The organism is Novosphingobium sp. 1529, assembly GCF_040544855.1.
GTDB lineage: Bacteria > Pseudomonadota > Alphaproteobacteria > Sphingomonadales > Sphingomonadaceae > Novosphingobium > Novosphingobium capsulatum.
On record NZ_JBEPKW010000008.1, the window covers coordinates 81,807 to 102,078 of the forward strand.

The 20,272-nt window shown below is 66.0% G+C and carries 15 protein-coding genes; 9 read left to right on the forward strand and 6 right to left on the reverse strand.

Annotated features, from left to right (window positions below):
• Positions 1–80 precede the first annotated feature (80 nt).
• On the reverse strand, positions 81–2,279 hold the full coding sequence (gene katG / locus ABIC78_RS15260; protein ID WP_171797546.1) for a catalase/peroxidase HPI: 2,199 nt from the start codon (positions 2,277–2,279) through the stop codon (positions 81–83).
• A 191-nt stretch (positions 2,280–2,470) separates the two neighbouring features.
• Here katG and ABIC78_RS15265 point away from each other — a divergent pair, with 191 nt between their 5' ends.
• Positions 2,471–3,484 carry an NAD(P)H-dependent flavin oxidoreductase gene (locus ABIC78_RS15265; RefSeq protein WP_171797547.1) on the forward strand — a complete coding sequence of 338 codons (1,014 nt, stop codon included), beginning with the start codon at positions 2,471–2,473 and terminating at the stop codon, positions 3,482–3,484.
• Between the two features lie 43 nt (positions 3,485–3,527).
• The gene (locus ABIC78_RS15270; protein WP_107717496.1) at positions 3,528–4,736 is read left to right on the forward strand and encodes an MFS transporter; all 1,209 of its coding nucleotides are present in this window, start codon (positions 3,528–3,530) and stop codon (positions 4,734–4,736) included.
• A 9-nt stretch (positions 4,737–4,745) separates the two neighbouring features.
• Here the strand turns inward: ABIC78_RS15270 and ABIC78_RS15275 are convergent, their stop codons facing one another.
• Positions 4,746–5,381, reverse strand: coding sequence for an HNH endonuclease (locus ABIC78_RS15275; protein WP_022677941.1), 636 nt, complete (start codon positions 5,379–5,381; stop codon positions 4,746–4,748).
• 184 nt (positions 5,382–5,565) lie between these two features.
• Positions 5,566–7,002, reverse strand: a complete 1,437-nt coding sequence (locus ABIC78_RS15280) for a M20/M25/M40 family metallo-hydrolase (RefSeq protein ID WP_171797586.1) — start codon at positions 7,000–7,002, stop codon at positions 5,566–5,568.
• Positions 7,003–7,151: 149 nt separating this feature from the next.
• Here ABIC78_RS15280 and gyrB point away from each other — a divergent pair, with 149 nt between their 5' ends.
• Together gyrB and ABIC78_RS15290 are read left to right on the forward strand one after the other, a co-directional pair.
• Positions 7,152–9,677, forward strand: coding sequence for a DNA topoisomerase (ATP-hydrolyzing) subunit B (gene gyrB / locus ABIC78_RS15285; protein ID WP_171797548.1), 2,526 nt, complete (start codon positions 7,152–7,154; stop codon positions 9,675–9,677).
• Between the two features lie 5 nt (positions 9,678–9,682).
• The gene (locus tag ABIC78_RS15290; RefSeq protein WP_062788253.1) at positions 9,683–9,931 is read left to right on the forward strand and encodes a hypothetical protein; all 249 of its coding nucleotides are present in this window, start codon (positions 9,683–9,685) and stop codon (positions 9,929–9,931) included.
• A gap of 58 nt (positions 9,932–9,989) precedes the next feature.
• Here ABIC78_RS15290 and ABIC78_RS15295 read toward each other — a convergent pair whose 3' ends face one another.
• Positions 9,990–10,988, reverse strand: a complete 999-nt coding sequence (locus ABIC78_RS15295; protein ID WP_354490641.1) for an agmatine deiminase family protein — start codon at positions 10,986–10,988, stop codon at positions 9,990–9,992.
• Positions 10,989–10,997: 9 nt separating this feature from the next.
• A complete protein-coding gene (locus ABIC78_RS15300; RefSeq protein WP_354490643.1) occupies positions 10,998–12,653 on the reverse strand; it encodes a M28 family metallopeptidase in 1,656 nt (551 codons plus the stop codon).
• A gap of 126 nt (positions 12,654–12,779) precedes the next feature.
• Here ABIC78_RS15300 and glnE point away from each other — a divergent pair, with 126 nt between their 5' ends.
• The 4 genes from glnE (at position 12,780) to ABIC78_RS15320 (ending at position 17,726) form a co-directional block, all read left to right on the forward strand.
• Positions 12,780–15,488 (forward strand): bifunctional [glutamate--ammonia ligase]-adenylyl-L-tyrosine phosphorylase/[glutamate--ammonia-ligase] adenylyltransferase, encoded by a 2,709-nt coding sequence (gene glnE / locus ABIC78_RS15305; RefSeq protein WP_171797549.1) that lies wholly within the window; start codon positions 12,780–12,782, stop codon positions 15,486–15,488.
• A 3-nt stretch (positions 15,489–15,491) separates the two neighbouring features.
• Entirely contained in the window at positions 15,492–15,965 is a 474-nt protein-coding gene (locus tag ABIC78_RS15310; RefSeq protein ID WP_171797550.1) for a peroxiredoxin, read from the forward strand.
• A gap of 10 nt (positions 15,966–15,975) precedes the next feature.
• Positions 15,976–16,776, forward strand: coding sequence for a ferritin-like domain-containing protein (locus ABIC78_RS15315; protein ID WP_107717484.1), 801 nt, complete (start codon positions 15,976–15,978; stop codon positions 16,774–16,776).
• A 209-nt stretch (positions 16,777–16,985) separates the two neighbouring features.
• Positions 16,986–17,726 (forward strand): M23 family metallopeptidase, encoded by a 741-nt coding sequence (locus ABIC78_RS15320; RefSeq protein ID WP_171797551.1) that lies wholly within the window; start codon positions 16,986–16,988, stop codon positions 17,724–17,726.
• A gap of 171 nt (positions 17,727–17,897) precedes the next feature.
• Here the strand turns inward: ABIC78_RS15320 and galU are convergent, their stop codons facing one another.
• A complete protein-coding gene (galU, locus tag ABIC78_RS15325) occupies positions 17,898–18,788 on the reverse strand; it encodes a UTP--glucose-1-phosphate uridylyltransferase GalU (protein ID WP_107717482.1) in 891 nt (296 codons plus the stop codon).
• A gap of 193 nt (positions 18,789–18,981) precedes the next feature.
• Here galU and murA point away from each other — a divergent pair, with 193 nt between their 5' ends.
• Complete coding sequence (murA, locus tag ABIC78_RS15330; RefSeq protein ID WP_022676144.1) at positions 18,982–20,265, forward strand: UDP-N-acetylglucosamine 1-carboxyvinyltransferase; 1,284 nt, start codon at positions 18,982–18,984, stop codon at positions 20,263–20,265.
• Positions 20,266–20,272 lie beyond the last annotated feature (7 nt).

Sequence of the window (20,272 nt, forward strand, 5' to 3'; positions counted from 1 at the left end):
TGGGGATACCGGATAAAGGCGGGGAGGTAAGCTTGAAAGCGGCAGGTAAAGGGGATGGTGCCGCTTTCTTGCCAACCTTGTCAGGCTGTCAGGTCGAAGCGATCGGCGTCCATCACCTTGGCCCAGGCCGCCACAAACGCGTCAACGAACGGCTTTTCCGCGTCATCGGTGGCATAGGCTTCAGCCAGGGCGCGCAGTTCGGAATTGGCGCCAAAGATCAGGTCAACCCGCGTGGCGCCATGCCGAGGTTCGCCGGTCTTGCGGTCGAACGCGGTGAACACGCCATCCCCGGTTTCCTGCCAGCGCATGGCCGTGGTGGCCGTCAGCAGGTTGCGGAAGAAGTCATTGGTCAGCAGCCCCACGCGATCGGTGAACTGGCCCAGCTTGCTGCCGCCATGGTTGGCGCCCAGCACGCGCAGCCCGCCGACCAGCACGGTCATCTCGGGTGCGGTCAGGCCCAGCAGTTGCGCGCGGTCGACCAGCAGTTCTTCCTGGCTGCGGCGATGCTTGCCTGCGGCATAGTTGCGAAAGCCGTCATGCCGGGGTTCCAGCACGGCAAAGCTGGCCGCATCGGTCTGGGCATCGCTGGCATCGGTGCGGCCGGGCGTGAACGGCACCACGACATAGTGCCCCGCCGCCCGCGCTGCCGCTTCCACCCCGGCGTTGCCCGCCAGCACGATCAGATCCGCCAGGCTCACTTTGCGGCCATCGGGGGCTTCGCCATCGAACGATGCCTTGATGGTGCGCAGCACGTCGAGCACGCGGGCAAGGCTCGCCGGCTCGTTCACCGCCCAATCCTTTTGCGGCGCCAAGGCGATGCGCGCGCCATTGGCACCGCCGCGCTTGTCTGACTGGCGGAAGGTGGAGGCGCTGGCCCACGCCGTCTTGACGAGGTCCGCCACCGACAGCCCACTGTTGAGCACCCGCGCCTTGAGCGTGTCGATATCGGCTGGCGTTACCAGGGGATGATCCACTGCCGGCACCGGGTCCATCCAGATGCGCGGCGCGTCCGGCACGTCCTTGCCCAGATAGCGTGCCTGGGGGCCCATGTCGCGATGGGTCAGCTTGAACCACGCCTCGGCAAAAACGCGGGCAAACTTGTCCGGGTTGGCGTGGAAGTCCTTGGAAATGGCGAGGTAAGCCGAATCGGTGATCAACGCGATATCGCTGGTGAACATCATCGGCTGGTGCCGGCGCGTGGCATCATGCGCATCGGGCACCGTGCCCGCGCCAGCATCGCCCTTGGGCTTCCACTGGTGCGCGCCTGCCGGGCTCACCGTCAATTCCCAGTCATAGCCGAACAGCGCATCGAAATAGCCATTGTCCCAGGCGATCGGATTGGTCGTCCACGCACCTTCCAGGCCGCTGGTGATGGCGTCCACACCCATGCCGCTGCCGTGCGTGCTGATCCAGCCCAGCCCCTGCGCCAGGATATCCGCGCCTTCCGGGGCAGCGCCGATCGCGGCCGCGTCACCCGCGCCGTGCGCCTTGCCAAAGGTGTGGCCACCGGCGATCAGCGCCACGGTTTCCTCGTCGTTCATCGCCATGCGGGCAAAGGTTTCGCGAATGTCGCGCGCCGATCCCAGCGGATCGGGTTCGCCATTGGGCCCTTCCGGGTTCACATAGATGAGGCCCATCTGGACGGCGGCCAGCGGCTCTTCCAGGTCGCGATCGCCGCTATAGCGCGCATCGGCCAGCCACTGGCTTTCCGAACCCCAATAGATATCGGCCTCGCTCTCCCACACGTCTTCACGGCCACCGCCAAAGCCCACGGTGGGCAGGCCCATCGCTTCGAGCGCGCAATTGCCGGCCAGCACCATCAGGTCGGCCCAGCTCAGGCTGGCGCCATACTTCTGCTTCACCGGCCACAGCAGCAGGCGCGCCTTGTCGAGGTTGACGTTGTCGGGCCAGGAATTGAGCGGGGCAAAGCGCTGCGTGCCGGACGAGGCGCCGCCACGGCCGTCGAACGTGCGATAGGTGCCTGCGCTGTGCCAGGCCATGCGGATGAACAGCGGGCCATAGTGGCCATAATCGGCCGGCCACCAATCCTGCGACGTGGTCATCAGCGCATTGATATCGGCCTTTACCGCATCGAGATCGAGCCGGCCAAACGCTGCGCGATAGTCATGCCCATGGGGCATCGGATCGCTCAGACGCGAGTGCTGGCGCAGGATGCCCAGGTCGAGCCGGTTGGGCCACCAGGTCTGGTTGGTCTGGCTCTGCACGATCGCTGCGGCACTGGCGCCTTCATGGAACGGGCACTTCGAGGGGGCGGACATGGCTTGGCTCTCCTTGGCGGAAATTCGTTGTCCGCGGCTATAACCAGCCTGGTTTGATCGCCTAAATGGATTAAAGCGGCCAGAGTTAGTTGAAATGCCGATTTATGTTGCCGCTTCCCCCTTGCCCGGCCGGTTCCGGCACCGTAAAGCGCGGGCACTTTCTCCATCGCAGACAGGGCGATTTTTCACACATGACGGCCACTCCCAAGACTTCCGCGCTGATGGCGCGCGGCGCTGCCTTCCTGGGCACCGAGCACGCGATCCTGTGCGGTGCGATGAGCTGGGTTTCGGAACGGAACCTGGTGGCCGCGATCAGCAACGCCGGCGGCTTTGGCGTCATTGCCTGCGGCGCGATGACGCCCGATCTGCTCGATGCCGAAATCACCGGTACCAAGGCGCTTACGACCAAGCCGTTCGGCGTGAACCTGATCACCATGCACCCCCTGCTGTTCGATCTGATCGCGGTGTGTGCAAAGCACGGCGTGGGCCATGTCGTGCTGGCTGGCGGCATTCCGCCCAAGGGCAGTGTCGAGGCGATCAAGGCGTTCGGCGCCAAGGTCATCGTCTTTGCCCCCACGATCGCGCTCGCCAAGAAGCTGTTCCGTTCGGGCGCCGATGCGCTGGTGATCGAGGGCAGCGAAGCAGGCGGCCACATCGGCCCGGTGTCCACCTCGGTGCTGGCGCAGGAATTCCTGCCCGCCCTGGCTGCCGATCACCTCGTCTTCGTGGCAGGCGGCATCGGCCGGGGCGAGGCGATTGCCTCCTACCTCGAAATGGGTGCAGCCGGCGTGCAACTCGGCACCCGCTTTGCCTGCGCCAGCGAATCGATCGCTCATCCCGCGTTCAAGGCGGCGTTCTTCCGCGGTAACGCGCGTGATGCCGTGGCCTCGGTCCAGGTCGATCCGCGCCTGCCGGTCATTCCGGTGCGCGCGCTCAAGAACAAGGGCACCGAGGAATTCACCGCCAAGCAGATCGAAGTGGCGCACAAGCTGGACGCCGGCGAACTCGACATGGCCGCCGCGCAGCTTGAAATCGAACATTTCTGGGCCGGCGCGCTGCGCCGCGCGGTGATCGATGGCGATGTGGAACGCGGCTCGGTCATGGCTGGCCAGTCGGTGGGCATGGTCACCAAGGAAGAGCCGGTCGCCACGATCATGGCCCAGCTGCTGGAAGAAAGCGAAGCCGCGCTGACCCGTCGCAGCTGAGGGCAGAGGGCAGGGGCCAGATAGCTTAGCCCGGGGGGATTTCATGACGCATCGCGCTTCGCTGAGCTTTGTCTTTGCCATCGTGCTGATCGACATGCTTGGCTTTGGCATCGTCATTCCGGTGTTTCCCGGGCTGATCATGCACCTCGCCCGCGTGTCGATCACCCAGGCGGCCGAATATGCCGGCTGGCTGGGCGCGGGCTATGCGGTGATGCAGTTCGTGTTCGCCCCGGTGATCGGCAACCTGTCCGATCGCTTCGGCCGGCGGCCGGTGCTGCTGGCGGCGGTCTTTGCCCTGGGCCTTGATTATCTGCTCCAGGCCTTTGCTCCGGCGATGAGCTGGTTGGTGGCCGGGCGGATCATCGCCGGCATTACCGGTGCCAGCTTCTCGGCTGCCTATGCCTATATCGCCGATGTCACCCCGCCGGAAAAGCGCGCGGCCAGCTTTGGCCTGATGGGCATGGCTTTTGGCATCGGCTTCGTCGCCGGCCCGGCGCTGGGCGGGTTGCTCGGCACCCTGGGCCCGCGCGTGCCGTTCATGGCGGCGGCCGGGCTCAGCTTTGCCAATTTCCTGTTCGGGCTGTTCACCTTGCGGGAATCGCTCGACGCCGATCATCGCCGGCCATTCGACTGGCGCCGTGCCAATGCCCTTTCCAGCCTGCGCGCGCTGAAAGGGCAAAGCGCCCGCGTGTTGTGGTTCGTGGCGGCGCTGGGCGCGTGGCAGCTGGCGAACGTGGTCTATCCCGCGATCTGGACCTACATGGCGATTGCTGCCTACGGGTTTTCGACCAAGGCGGTGGGCCTCGCTCTCGCTGTCGTGGGATTGAGCGCCGCGTTGTTCCAAGGGCTGGGCATGCGCTATCTCTTGCCCCGGCTGGGGGAGCGGCGCGCGGTGATCATGGGCGTGGCCTCGCTCGCCACTTCTGCGGTGCTCTATTGCCTCGCGCACCAGGTCTGGCAGGTTTATCTCGCCATTGCGGTCGGCGCGTTCCAGGGCGCAGTGCAGCCCTCGATCTCGGCGATGAACAGCCGCGCGGTCGATGCGCGCAGCCAGGGCGAATTGCAAGGCGCGGTGCAATCGATCGGCTCGATCGCGCAGATCATCGGCCCGCCGCTCTATGCCCAGACCCTGGCCCGGTTCAGTGGCCCGGGCGCTTTGATCGACTTGCCCACCATGCCGATGCTGGTGGCCGCGGTCATCGCGCTGGCAGCGCTGGTGCTGTTCCTGAAAGGGGCGCGTCAGACCGCCTGATCTGGCCGCCTAGCTTTCCAGCTCGACGTCCCAATACAGCCAGTCGCGCCAGCTTTCGTGCAGGTGCCCAGGCGGAAAGGCGCGGCCCTTTTCCTGCAATTGCCAGGTCGTGGGCCGGATCGGTTCTTCCATCAGGCGCATGTGCGCCTGGGCCGGGGTGCGGCCGCCCTTGGTCATGTTGCAGGGTGCGCAGGCGGTCGTCACGTTTTCCCAGGTGGTGCGCCCGCCCAGCCGGCGCGGGATCACGTGGTCGAACGTGAGGTTTTCCCCGCTGCCGCAATACTGGCACACGAAGCGATCGCGCAGGAACAGGTTGAAGCGGGTGAAGGCGGGAAACTCGCTGGGCTTCACATATTGCCGCAGCGCGATCACCGAGGGAATCTTCATGTCCAGCGACGGGCTGTGCACCGCGCGGTCATAGGTGGCGATGATATCCACCCGTTCCAGGAACACCGCCTTGATCGCGGTTTGCCACGGCCACAGGCTGAGCGGGTAATAGCTGAGCGGCGTGTAATCGGCGTTGAGCACCAGCGCCGGGCAATTGTCGAGATGACGGTTGGATGCCAGCAAACGCGGCGTCGCGGCGCTATCGCCGCTATGGGGCCTGGCCGCAGCCGCCCGCTCGATCAGCGCCTGGTGAAGCATGCTCCGCTCGCGCTCCTGTGCCAAATCGGCTTCCGCCTCGCTCGGGGCGAGGCATGAAGGACAGGCATGACCGCTTCATGACGCATGGGCATAACGAACACCTTTGTGCTGTTCCGGTCAAGGCCCGGCTGCCGCACCAAAAGGGCAGCCGGACTTTATCCACAGCTTGTCAACACCCCGCCGATCACCGTGCGTAGGCGTTCACCAAGTCATAGAGATAGGCGCGCCCGGTCAGCAGCGACTTGACCTCGATCCGCTCGTTCAGGCCATGCACGCCATTGCCATCAGGGTTGCCCCAGGGGCCGGGAACGCCATAGGTCGGGATGCCCACGGCCTCCAGGAAGATGCCGTCGGTGGCTCCGGTGGACATGTCGGGTACCACCGGCACGGCGGGGAAATACTGCGCGGAAAGCTTTTCCATAGGGCCGATGATCTTGGGATCGAGCGCGGGCGCCTTGGCCAGCGGACGCTGGGGCGGCACCAAGCTCACCGTCACGCCAGGATCGGCCACGACCTTTTGCAGCGCGGTCTGGATTTCTTCTACCGAATGGCCGGGGAAGATGCGGCAGTTCACGTTGGCCCCGGCGCGCTGGGGCAGGGCATTGTTGGCGTGGCCGCCATCGAGCAGCGTGGCCACACAGGTGGTGCGCAGCTTGGAATGATAGGTGCGGTCGGTGTTCACCAGCTTTTCCGCCTCGGCAAAGGCGGGGCTGCCGATCGGGTTGCTGGCCAAGGCCTGCATCGCCTTGCCCATGGCATCGCCGCGCGCCGCCCCGGCCTTGGCAAAGAAGGCTCGGGTGGTGTCGCTCATCTCGGTGGGGAATTCATGGTCGCGCAGCCGGGCGAGCGCATCGGCCAACTCGTAAATGGCGTTCTCGCGCACAGGGATAGAGCTATGGCCGCCAGGATTGCGGGTTTCCAGGCGATAGTTCTGCACCGCCTTTTCGCCCACCTGGATCGATTGGTTGACCAGCTTGCCGCCTTCCGACAGGCCCTTGCCATCGGTATCGCCGCCGCCGCCCTCGTTAAGGGCAAACTCGGCATCGATCAGGTCGCGCTTGTTCTGGGCCAGCCACTGCGCGCCGTTGAACGCCCACGTGGTTTCCTCGCCGCAGGTCAGCGCCATCTTCACCGTGCGCTTGAGTGGCTTGCCCGCCTTGAGGCGCGCCATGGTGTCCACCCAGATCGCCGCCATCGATTTGTCGTCGGCCGTGCCGCGGCCATAGAAATAGCCACCTTCCTCGATCAGGGTGAAAGGATCGCGCTCCCAATCGGCGCGCTTGGCCTCCACCACGTCGAGATGGGCGAGCAGCAGGATCGGCTTGGCGGTCTTCGAGGTGCCGGGCAGCACGGCAACCAGCCCGCCATCCTTGGGGTGTTCGGGCGTGGAAAACAGCGTGAGCTGGCTGTCGGCATAGCCAGCTGCCTTGAGATGCGCCGCCATCCGCTCGGCCGCCAGCGTGCATGATCCGCTGCTGACCGTGGTATTGGTTTCGACCAGTTCCTTGTAAATGCTGCGGAACTGCGCCTCCCCGGCGTCTGGCGCGGTGGGCGCGGCCTGGGCCGCAGTGGCGGTGGCCATCGCCGCCAGGGCGATGGTCGAGATGGCGCTGCGCGTGATCAAAGGATTGCCCCCTTTTCCTGTTCGTTGCGCGCACCATGCCGCATGGCGCCGCGCATGCAAGAGACTTGGCGCAGCCCGCCTTGGGCCTGTGTAAAACAGGGCCAATTCGCTTGGGTTTTGCGGGTAAAGTGCCTATGTGCAAAACTATGGCCAGCACCAACGAAAATACCCCGAACACCAACTCCTACGGCGCCGACTCGATCAAGGTCCTCAAGGGCCTGGATGCGGTGCGCAAGCGTCCCGGCATGTACATCGGCGATACCGACGATGGCTCGGGCCTGCATCACATGGTCTTCGAAGTGTCGGACAACGCCATCGACGAGGCATTGGCCGGGCATTGCGACCTGGTGCTGATCGAGCTGAACCCCGATGGTTCGGTCTCGGTGGAAGACAACGGGCGCGGTATTCCCACCGGCATCCATGCCGAAGAAGGCGTTTCGGCCGCCGAAGTGATCATGACCCAGCTCCACGCCGGCGGGAAGTTCGAGAACACGTCTGACGACAACGCCTACAAGGTGTCGGGCGGCCTGCACGGCGTGGGCGTCTCGGTGGTCAATGCCCTGTCGGAATGGCTGGAGCTGACGATCTGGCGCGAAGGCCAGGAACACTGGATGAAGTTTGCCCATGGCGATGCCGTGGCGCCGCTCAAGGTGACCGGCCCGGCACCGACGGCGGACAACGGCAAGCCCAAGAAGGGCACCCGCGTCACCTTCTTTGCCAGCCACGACACGTTCAAGAACGTGACCGAGTTCGATTTCGACAAGCTCGAACACCGCTATCGCGAACTCGCCTTCCTCAATTCTGGCGTGCGCATCCTGCTGCGCGACAAGCGCCATGAAGAGGTCAAGGAACACGATCTCTATTACGAAGGCGGCATTGCGGCCTTCGTGAAATACCTCGATCGCAACAAGCAGGCGCTGATCCCCGAACCGATCGCCATTTCGGCGATGCGCGACGGCATCGGCATCGACGTGTCGCTGGAATGGAACGACAGCTATTACGAAAACGTGCTGTGTTTCACCAACAACATCCCGCAGCGCGATGGCGGTACCCATCTGGCCGCATTCCGCGCCGCGCTGACCCGCACGCTCAACGGCTATGCCGATCGCTCGGGCCTGCTCAAGAAGGAAAAGGTCTCGCTCTCGGGCGATGACATGCGCGAAGGGCTCACCGCGATCGTCTCGGTCAAGCTGCCTGATCCGAAGTTTTCCAGCCAGACCAAGGACAAGCTGGTTTCCTCCGAAGTGCGCCAGCCGCTTGAAAGCCTGATGGCCGACAAGATGAGCGAATGGCTCGAGGAAAACCCGGCCCATGCCAAGTCGGTGATCCTCAAGGTGATCGACGCCGCCGCCGCGCGCGAGGCTGCGCGTCGCGCCCGTGAACTGACCCGCCGCAAGGGCGCGATGGACATTGCCAGCCTGCCCGGCAAGCTGGCCGATTGCCAGGAGCGCGACGCCAGCAAGTGCGAACTGTTCCTGGTCGAAGGGGACTCGGCCGGTGGCAGCGCCAAGCAGGGCCGCGATCGCAAGACCCAGGCGATCCTGCCCTTGCGCGGCAAGATCCTCAACGTGGAGCGCGCGCGGTTCGATCGCATCATTTCCTCGCGCGAAGTGGGCACGCTGATCCAGGCGATGGGCACCGGCATCCGCGATGAATTCAACCTGGAAAAGCTGCGGTATCACAAGATCGTGATCATGACCGACGCCGACGTCGACGGCGCGCATATCCGCACCTTGCTGCTCACCTTCTTCCACCGCCAGATGCCCGACATCATCCGCGCCGGGCACCTCTTCATCGCCCAGCCGCCGCTCTACAAGGTCGCCAAGGGCCGCAGCGAAGTCTATCTCAAGGACAACGCCGCGCTCGATCGCTACCTGGTGGAAGCCGGCACCACGGGCCGCATCCTGGAAACCCCGGGCGGCGCCCGCGGCAGCCAGGAACTGGCCGAGCTGGTCGATCACGCGCTGCGCCTGCGCAACCTGATGGCCTTCGTGCCGCGCCGCTACAACCCGGATATCGTGGAAGCGCTGGCGCTGGCCGGTGCGCTCGATCCCGATCTCTCGGCCGATGCCCGCATCGCCGCGCTTGCCAATGCCGCAAGCTGGCTGGATCGTGGCGATCCCGAGGCGCAGTGGGCGGCGCAGATGAGCGAAGACGGCGGCTATCACATCCAGCGCGCCTGGCGCGGGGTGACCGACCATCACATGATCGAGGCCGGCTTCCTGACCAGCGCCGAAGCGCGCAAGCTGGCCCGCCTCGCGGCCGAACACGCCGATGTCTATGCCGGTGTTGCCCGCCTGGTGCGCGCCGGTGCTGCCGCTGCGGAGCCGGAAAGCACGGGCGCCACCGATGGCGAGGAAGCCCCCGCCGCCGCGGCCCGGGCCGACAGCAAGGACGCCGGCATTACCCGGCCTTCGCAACTGCTCGAAGCGGTCATGGCCAATGGCCGCAAGGGCCTGTCGATCCAGCGCTACAAGGGCCTGGGTGAAATGAACGCCGAACAGCTGTGGGAAACCACGCTCGATCCAGAAGTCCGTTCGCTGCTCCAGGTCAAGGTGGAAGACGCCGACGTGACCGACGAGATCTTTACCCGCCTGATGGGCGACGTGGTCGAGCCGCGCCGCGATTTCATTCAGGAAAACGCCCTCAACGTAGCCAATCTGGACGTCTGATCGCCATGAGCACCGCCACCATTCCCTGGGACCAGGCCGCCACGATGATCGATCTGGAAGGCCGCACGCCGATCATCGGCACGATCCGCGAATGTGCGCTGCACTTCTCGCTCTACAAGCCGCACGCGCGGGAAAACGCCCGCGTGCTGCTGACCGTGCCGATCCACCGCGAAGGCCGCAAGACCCGCACCTGGCTACTCGATCCGCCGGAAATCGCCGAGCTGGCCGAACGCCTGGCACGCGAAACCCAGTAAGCTTAGCAAGGCCCTGTCCCGCCCGATCATTTCACGGGCGGGACAGGGCGATGCTTCGTCAGGCCGAGGGCATCTGCTGGCTGGCGCAGTGGAAACCACCACCACCCACCAGCACCGCATCGCCCATCACACCGATCGTGGCGCGGCCGGGGAACAGCGCGCCGATGGCCTCCACGCCAGCTTCGTCGTGGACCGAGCCGAAGATCGGCACGATCACCGCATGGCTGGTAATCACGAAGTTCATGTAGCTGGCCGGCTGGATCATGCCGCCCCATTCGATGCGGCCCGGTGAAGGCACCTCGATCACCTCTACCCCGGCATCGCGGGCACGCGCGGCGGCATCGGCATAGATCGCGGCATTGGGATCGTCCGGGCCGGTGGCACGGGGCAGGGCCAGGCGATTGGCGCCGACAAAGCGGGCCAGGTTGTCCACGTGTCCATCGGTGTGGTCGTTGATCAGCCCGTCGCCCAGCCACAGCACGCGGGTATAGCCCAGGTCACGCTTGAGGCGCATTTCCAGGTCGGCGCGTGACAGGTGCGGGTTGCGATTGGGGTTGAGCAGGCACTGCTCGGTGGTGGCAACAAGGCCAGTGCCATCGCCATCGAGCGCGCCGCCTTCGAGCACCCAGTCGGCCTTGCTGGCCGGCAGCCCGGCATCGGCGGCCAGGGTGGCACCGATCTCCTGGTCTCCAGGCATCAGGTACTTGCCGCCCCAGCCGTTGAAGCCAAATAGCTGCGCGCGGCGCCCACCGGCACCATCGGCCACCACCAGCGGCCCGGTATCGCGCAGCCATACGTCGCCATAGACGCGCTGTTCGATCTTGACGGAGGCGCTGGCCAGCCGCTCGGCGCGCATGCGGTTGGCTGCATCGCGCACTACCAGGCGCACTTCCTGGCCGCTTTCGGCCACGGCGCTGGCAAACGCGGCGATCTGCTCCTGCGCGCGGTCGATTACGCCCGACCATTCTTCGGCCAGGTGGGGGAAACCCACCCAGAGCCAGTCCTGCGGGGCGAATTCGGGGGGCATCATGCCGCCCGTCGGGTTCTCGTCGTTCATGGCCACGGCTTACTTGGCGCCGGTTACGGTTGCGCGGCTGGCATCGCGGATAGCGCGGAATTCGTCGCCCTGGTGCCAGTTGGGCCAGGTCGTGCCAGTGGCCAGCGCACGGCCGAGGCGGTAATAGAGCTCCACCTCCTGCGCCATGCCGGTCATGTCCCAGCTGTCGGAATATTCGTCCGACGGCTGGTGATAGCGATGCTCGACATAGTCTTCGGTGGCAGCCTCACCGGCCTTTTTGCCGCCGTTGATCAGGTCGGTGCCCCGGCCGACGGCAAACATCGGCACGCCGCGCTTGGCCAGGCTGAAGTGATCCGACCGGTAATAGTGGCCACGCTCGGGATGATCCTCGGGCGTTTCGGTCAGGTGCATCTGCGCTTCCACCTGGCGCAGGATCGCGGTGAGGTCAGACTTGTCGCCCCCGGTCACCTGCACGTCGCGCGTCGGGCCGATCAGCGACAGTGCGTCCATGTTCACGCCGCCCACGGTGCGGGCCAGCGGATAGACCGGATGCTGGGCATAGTATTCCGAACCGAGCAGGCCGGATTCCTCCAGCGTCCAGGCGGCAAAGACCTGGGTGCGCGGGGTGGGGCCGGCGCGGCGGTTCATGTCGGCCAATGCCACCAGCGCGCCCACGCCACTGGCATTGTCGATCGCGCCGTTGCAGATGTCATCGCCCTTGGCGTCGGGTTTGCAGTGGCCCAGATGATCCCAGTGGCCGGAATAAAGCACGTATTCGTTGGCGCGCGTCGTGCCGGGGATCACGCCGATCACGTTGTGCGAAGTGCTGTGCGTGACGGTGTTGTCGAACGACAGGCTGGCCTTGGCACCCAGCGGCACCGCGTGAAAGCCCTTCTGCTTGGCTGCGGCCGAAAGCGCGGCAAAGTCCTTGCCGGCCGCCTGGAAGATCGCCCCGGCCACCGGGCGGCGAATCCAGCCGTTGGCCTCGGTCTGGTCCATGCCCTTGTTGGCGCTGGCCACGAAATTGCCGGTGCCGCCGCTCGATTCCAGCACGTTCCAGCCATAGGCGGCGGGGAAGGTATCGTGCACGATCAGCGCGGCCTTGGCGCCATGGCGCGCGGCCTCGGCATACTTGTAGGGCCAGCGGCCATACCAGGTCATGCGGCGGCCCTTGAACAGGCCCTGTTCGTCGGCGTTTTCATAATCCGGGTCGTTGACCAGGATGACGGCGACCTTGCCCTTCATGTCGACGCCGGCATAATCGTCCCAGCCCAGTTCGGGCGCGGTGATGCCATAGCCGACGAAGACCAGCTCGCTGGCATCGATCGCAGTGTGGTCTGCCTCGCGATAGGAACCCACCACGAAATCGGCGCCCGGCTTGAACGACAGGCTGCCCACCGTCAGCGGGCTGATGTTCTTGGCCGCGATCGTCACCATCGGCACGGGCTGCAACCATTCACCCTTGTTGCCAGGTTTGAGGCCGACGGCCTTGAAGCGGGTGATGATCGCATCGAGCACGGCCTGTTCCTTGGGCCCGCTGGGCGCGCGGCCTTCCAGTTCGTCTGACGCCAGCGTCTTGATCGCTTCGCGCATCATCGGCACCGGCACGGCCGGCACGCGGGGCGCCGGGGCGGCAAAGGCGGGAACAGCCAGGGCAGAGGCCAGCAACGCGGTGGCCATGCGGCGGCCGAGGGAAACATGCATGGTCAGATCCTTGCTATGGGATAACGCCGCGCCAAGGGGGAAGGCGCAGCTCATGCCGGCTACTTGGCAGAGCCGGCCGGCTGGGGCAAGACGACCCACGGTGCGGCAACGAGAGAGGGAGCCTGCGTGCGGCAAGGAATTGATTGGGACCATGCGCTTGTCCTTGCCCGCCGGCACACCACGTTCCTGGCCCGCGCGATCGACCGCCAGCCCGAGGTGGCTGCTTTGCTCGCGCAGGGTGAGATCGAAGCGGCACTGGCGCATGCGCGCTTGGCCGGGCAGGGCGTGGACGATGTCGGGATTGCCTTGCGGCGCGAACGCCTGGCCCTGGCGCTGGCCCTGGCGGTGGGCGATATCGCCGGCGCGCTGCCGCTCATGCGCGTGGTCCAGGCGCTGTCAGACTTTGCCGATCGCGCGCTCGATGCGGCCATCGCCGCCGCCATTGCCCGGCGCGCGCCCGATGCTGCGCCAGTGGGCTTTTCCGCCATCGGCCTGGGCAAGCACGGCGCGCAAGAGCTGAACTACTCGTCGGATATCGATCCCATCCTGCTCTACGATCCCGACGTGCTGCCGCGCCGCCCGCGCGACGAACCGGGCGAGGCGGCGCAGCGCGTGGCGCGTGGGGTGGTCGAACTGCTCTCCACGATTACCGAGGAAGGCTATGTCTTCCGCATCGATCTGCGGCTGCGCCCGGCCTCGGAAGTCAGCCCGCTGGCGATCCCGTTCGAAGGGGCGATCACCCATTATGAATCGAGCGCGCTTGCCTGGGAACGCGCCGCCTATATCCGCGCCCGTGCCGCCGCCGGCGATGTCGCGCGCGGCCAGGCTTTCCTTGATACGATCCGGCCGTTCGTGTGGCGGCGCAGCCTCGATTTCGGTGCGATCGCCGAAATCGGCCGGCTCACCGCGCGTATCCGCGATCACTATGCTGCCGGGCAGGTGGTGGGGCCGGGCTATGACCTCAAGCGCGGGCGCGGGGGCATCCGCGAAGTGGAATTCTTCGCTCAGACCCACCAGCTGATCCACGGCGGGCGCAATCCCGCCCTGCGCCTGCGCGGCACGCGCCCGGCCCTTGATGCCCTGGCGCAGGCGGGGATCATCTCTGCGGATGACGCGATGGTCATGGGCGAAAGCTATGACCGCTTGCGCGTGCTCGAACATCGCTTGCAGATGGTCGCCGATCAGCAGACCCATGCCCTGCCGCCGCAGCAGGCCGCGCTCGACAGCGTGGCCCAGCTGGCCGGCCACGACGATGGCGCCGCGCTGATTGCCGAGGTGCAGAATATCTCCCAGGCAGTGGCGCAGCGGTTCGATGCCCTGCTGGCGATCATTTCGCCCAGCGGCGCGGTGGCGGTGGACAACCGCAGCCTGGCGCAAGACCTGGCGGAGATGGGTTTTGCCGATGCCGAAGGGCTGGCCCGGCGGGTGGAAGCCTGGGACAGCGGCGCATTCCGCGCGCTGCGCAGCGACGAGGCGCGCGCCGCCTTTGCCCGCGTGCGGCCGCAATTGCTGCAGGCCTTGGCCGAGGCGCCCGATCCCGATCATGCGCTGGCGCGGTGGGAACGGCTGCTGGCGGCGCTGCCATCGGCGATCAACGTGTTCCGCCTGCTTGAGGCGCGCCCTGGCCTGATGGCGGTGGTCATGCGCGTACTCGCCCATGCCCCGACGCTGGCCGAAGACCTGGCGCGGCGGGCAGACCTGCTCGATACGCTGATCGATCATTCCGCCTTCGCCCTGCCGGGCAGCGTCGATGAGATCGTCACCACTCTGGCGCGGGGCGAGGTGGGGGATGATTACCAGCGCCTGCTCGATGCCGTGCGCCGCAAGGTGGGCGAACTGCGCTTTGCCTTGGGCGTGCAACTGGTGGAAGGGCTTCATCCGCCGCTGGCCGTGGCCGCTGCGCTCAGCCGTGTTGCCGAAGCCGCCATCAGCGTGCTCGGCACGGCAGCCGAGGCCGAGTTCATCCGCGTGCACGGCCAGGTGCCCTATGCGCGGATGGTCGTGCTCGGCCTGGGGCGGCTGGGCGGCGGCGCGCTCACCCATGCCTCCGATCTCGATCTGGTGTTCCTGTTTGGCGGGCCAGGCGATGCCTATGCCCGCGAATCCGACGGCGGCCGGCCGATCGGCGGCACGCTCTATTTCAACCGCCTGGCCCAGCGCATGATCGCGGCGCTATCGGTGCCTACGGCGGCCGGCGCGCTCTATGAGGTGGATACCCGGCTGCGCCCGTCTGGCGCGCAAGGGCCGATCGCGGTCAGCCTCGACAGTTTCGAACGCTATCAACGCGAAGACGCCTGGACCTGGGAACACATGGCGCTGTGTCGGGCCCGGCCCCTGTTCGGGCAGGCTGCCGATCGCGCCGCGCTGGCCGATATCGTGGGGCGTGTGCTGCGTCATGCGCGTGATCCCGGCGCCCTGCGCGAAGACGTTCTGGCGATGCGCGCCGAAATGGCGCGGCACAAGCCGGCCAAGGGCCCGCTTGATGTGAAACTGGCGCGTGGTGGCCTGGTCGATCTCGAATTCCTCGCGCACTACCTGCAACTGCGCGATCACGTTGCGCTCGAACCCGATCTGGGCGCGGCGGTCTTGGCGCTGGAGGAGGCCGGCCTCCTGCCTGCCGGCCTGCACGCGGCGCACGATCTTCTTGCCGGCCTGCTGGTGGTGGTGCGCCTGGTTGCCCCTGATGGCATGTTCCCGCCACCGGCCAGCCGTGCCATCGTGGCCGCTGCCTGTGGCCAGGAAAGCTGGGACGCCCTGCTTGACGCGGTGGCCGGGGCAAGACACCGCATTGCCGATGCCTGGGGCCAGGTCTTCGGGCAACCATTGGAGATTTGACCTATGAGCACTTTACCCGGCGTGGGCGATCCGCTGCCCGATCTGCCGCTGACTGCGCCTGATGGCAGCGTGGTAAAGCCGTCCGATTTTGCCGGTCGCAAGCTGGTCGTATTCTTCTATCCCAAGGATGATACGCCCGGCTGCACCACCGAGAACAAGGACTTTTCCGCGCTGGCCGATGAATTTGCCACCGCCGGCACCGCGCTGCTCGGCGTGAGCAAAGACCCGCCCAAGAAGCACGAGAAATTCATTGCCAAGCATGGCCTGACAGCCCCGCTCGCCAGCGATGCCGAAGAAGGTGGCCTGTCCGATGCGCTCGGCATCTGGACGGAAAAGTCGATGTATGGCCGCACCTACATGGGCATGGAGCGCACGACCTATCTGGTCGGTGCCGATGGCTGCATCGCCCAGGTGTGGAACAAGGTAAAGGTCAAGGATCACGCAGCACAGGTTCTCGCCGCGGCCCAGGCGCTGTAACGCGCGCGGCATGACTGCATCGCTTCCCACTGTGGCGGCGGCGATTCGCGCCGCCATGTTGACGGCCGATCCGCGTGATAAAGCCATGGCCACCCGCGCCGTGGCGCGCGATTGGGCGGCCGGCCGCCTGGCTTTCGCCTTCGACGTGGCCATGCCCGATAGCCCGGCGCGCCCGGCCGAGCCGGAACTGCTGCCGCCCAACCGCATGCCCAAGCGCGGGCGCGGCGGTTCCGAGCGCGGGCGCCTCGCGCTGATCCATGCGTTGTGCCACATCGAATTCGTCGCGATCGACCTGGCGCTCGACGCTGCGGGGCGGTTCGGTGCCGAGCGCGGGCCGGATTTCGTCAGTGACTGGCTGGGCGTGGCGGCGGACGAGGCGATGCATTTCAGCCTGCTGGCCCGCCGCCTGCGCGCCCTGGGCAGCCATTACGGCGCGATGCCGGCGCACGACGGGCTGTGGGATGCCGCGCGCGAAACCGCGCACGATGTTGCCGCCCGCCTCGCCGTGGTACCCATGGTGCTGGAGGCGCGCGGTCTCGATGTCACGCCGCAAACCATTGCGCGGTTCGTGGCGGCAGATGATCACACGACCGCGCGCATCCTGCAGCGAATCGTTGACGACGAAGTGCGCCACGTTCGCTTCGGCACAAGCCATTTCGCCAAACTGTGCGAAGAGCGTGGTAAACCGGCACCGCAACTTTGGAAAACCCTGGTCGCGCAGCACTTCCGTGGCACCGTTAAGCCACCGTTCAACGACTCGGCGCGTCGTTCAGCCGGTCTGTCGTGCGAAATGATGGCGGCTCTTGCGTGATGGGGGCAGCCGCCGCTACCCCTCCGGCACGAGATCGGCGGGGGGTATCCACCAATCTCTGAACAAAGCTTGGCCAGCGATGTGGTTCCTGCCGCAGTCTGGCAAAGTGGCGTTCGCTGGGGGTCAGCACGGAACGGATGCCGCTGGCGCAGGGCCCGATTGGCCCAACGTCGGTGTGTGTCTGCCGAAAAGAGGTTGTACGGGTCGCAATGAAAAAAGCTTTTTCTACCGGTCTGGCTGCCATTGGCACCATGCTCGCCTTGGGCCTCGCCACACCGGTTCTCGCCAACAGCGCCGCTTCTGCCGATATCACCGCCCCGCTGCGTAATGCCGAAGCCGCCAAGGCCGGGATGACCGCGCCGGCCGGCGATGAAGAATTCTCCAAGCTTTTCGCCAGCTGGGAAGCACTCGATGGCGGCAAGGGTAGCTCGGCCCAGGCGCCGCTGGTCCGCACCGCTTCGGTTTCCATCCCCACGCTGATGCCGATCACCAGCAGCCGCCCGATGAGCAGCGGCTTTGGTCTGCGCAATCACCCCATCTATGGCGGCCTGCGTGCGCACAAGGGCGTCGATCTGCCCGCGCCGACCGGCACGCCGATCCGCGCCAGCGCCGATGGCGTGGTGGGCAAGGCCGAACGCTTCGGCGGCTACGGCCTCTATGTTCAGCTTGAGCACGGCGGCAATCTCGAAACCCGCTATGGCCACATGTCGCGCATCGCCGTTGCCGAAGGGCAGCATGTGCACAAGGGTGACGTGATCGGCTATGTCGGTTCCACCGGCCATTCGACCGGCCCGCACCTGCACTATGAAGTGCGTGTGGCTGGCAACGCGGTCAATCCGCTGCCCTACATGCAGCGCGATGCCAACCTGGCCCAGCTGGCCAGCGCCGCTGATTACTCGCAGATCCGCGCTTTCAACGCCACCGACGCCGAGGGCGAAGGCGACGAATAAGGCGCCATTTTCTGGAATAACGCATCGGAGAGGATGCGGAAAAAGGCGGCCCGCAACGGCCGCCTTTTTCTATGGGCGCCGGCGCGCAGATCGCGGCTGGCGCACGCAATAAGGGCCGCGCAGCATGGCGATGCTGCGCGGCCCTTATTGCTTAAGCCTGTCGTGTGGCGGTCAGCCCATCAGCTTCTTGATCACGGCGCGCACATCGTCGGCCAGGTCGGGGCGTTCCAGGGCCAGGGCGATCGTCGCCTCGACAAAGCCGGCCTTGCTGCCGCAGTCGAAGCGGCGGCCGGCAAAGGTCACCGCGTGGAACGGCTGCGTGCCGATCATGCGGGCCATCGCATCGGTCAGCTGGATTTCGCCGCCAGCGCCCTTTTCCTGGTTTTCCAGGGTGCGCATCACTTCGGGCTGCAGGATATAGCGGCCCGAGATGATCAGGTTTGACGGGGCTTCTTCACGCTTGGGCTTTTCAACCAAGCCGGTCACTTCGGTCAGCGTGTCAGACTTGCGCGCGCCCGGCGCGATCACGCCATAGCTCGATACTTCTTCTTCCGGCACTTCCAGCACCGAGATCAGGTTGCCGCCCACTTCGTTGTAGGCTTCGACCATCTGCTTCATGCAGCCGGGCGCACCCACCATCAGTTCGTCGGGCAGGAAGATGGCAAAGGGTTCATCGCCCACCACTTCGCGGGCGCACCACACGGCGTGGCCCAGGCCCATCGCCACTTGCTGTCGCACGGTGACCAGGTTGCCCGGCTTGATGCGGGTATCGTCCAGCACCGACAGGTCCTTGCCCCGGCTGGTCATGGTGGTTTCCAGCTCGAACGCGGTGTCGAAATGCTCGACGATCGCGGTCTTGCCGCGCCCGGTCACGAAGATCAGCTCTTCGATGCCCGCTTCGCGCGCTTCGTCCACGGCATACTGGATCAGCGGGCGATCGACGATCGGCAGCATCTCCTTGGGAATAGCCTTGGTGGCGGGCAGGAAGCGGGTGCCGAGACCGGCAACGGGAAAGACGGCCTTGCGGATCGGCTTGTGGCGGCTTGCGGTGGTTTCGCTCATGTCGGTGTTTGTCCCATTGTCCGGTTACACGATAGTTAAGCAGCCTCCTTTTGTGATGACAAGTTCTCCGCAGGCCGGAACGTGCAAAAAATGCTGCAATGCAATATTGACGCCGTGCCGTCGCTTTGCTGCCCTCCAGCTAGCCCGCAACCTTGCCCCTTGCCCTGTCCGGCAAACCGGCTAAACCGCCGCGATGGACAAGATCATTATTCGCGGCGGCAAGCGTCTTTCCGGCACGGTTCCTGTTTCCGGGGCAAAGAATGCGGCGCTCACGCTGCTGCCCTGCGCGCTGCTCACCGATGAAGCGGTAACGCTGCGCAACCTGCCGCGCCTGGCGGATATCGACGGCTTCCAGCACCTGATGAACCAGTTCGGCGCGTCTACCGCCATTGCCGGCGGCCGGCCCGAGGATTTCGGCCGCGTGATGACGCTGCAGGCCACCCGCCTCACGTCGACCGTTGCGCCTTATGACCTGGTGCGCAAGATGCGCGCCTCGATCCTGGTGCTGGGGCCGCTGCTGGCCCGCGCTGGCGAAGCCACCGTGTCGCTGCCTGGTGGTTGCGCCATCGGCAACCGGCCGATCGATCTGCATCTCAAGGCGCTCGAGGCGTTTGGTGCCCATATCGAACTGGCCGCGGGCTATGTCCGGGCGATCGCGCCCGATGGCGGGCTGCCCGGCGGGCGCTACAGCTTCCCGGTGGTGTCCGTTGGGGCCACGGAAAACGCACTGATGGCGGCGGTTCTGGCCAAGGGTAAATCGACGCTGCACAATGCTGCGCGCGAACCCGAAATCGTTGACCTGTGCAACCTGCTCGTTGCCATGGGCGCCGAGATCGAGGGCATCGGCACGTCAGACCTGACGATCCACGGCGTCGCGCGCCTGCACGGCGCTACCTACATGGTCATGCCCGATCGTATCGAGGCCGGCTCCTATGCCTGCGCAGCAGCGATCACCGGCGGCGAAGTGACGCTGCAGGGCGCGCGGATCGAGGATATGGAAACCACGGTCCAGGCGCTGCGCGATGCTGGTGTATCGGTAGAGCCGGTGCGCGGCGGCCTGCACATCGCCGCCGATGGTGATCTGCGCCCCGTGACTATTTCCACCGCGCCCTATCCCGGCTTTGCCACCGACATGCAGGCCCAGTTGATGGCCATGCTCTGCCTTGCCAAGGGCTCCAGCATGCTGACCGAGACCATTTTCGAAAACCGCTACATGCACGTGCCTGAGTTGAACCGCATGGGCGCGCGCATCGAAACCTCGGGCCGCACGGCCGTGGTCCATGGCGTGGACAAGCTGTCGGGTGCCGAAGTCATGGCCACCGACCTGCGCGCCTCGATGAGCCTGGTGATCGCCGGGCTCGCCGCCGAGGGCGAAACCCAGGTGCACCGCCTCTACCACCTTGATCGCGGGTACGAGCGGCTTGAGGAAAAGCTCGCCCTGCTCGGCGCCGATGTGGAGCGCGTTGGCAGCGACTGAGCGCGCA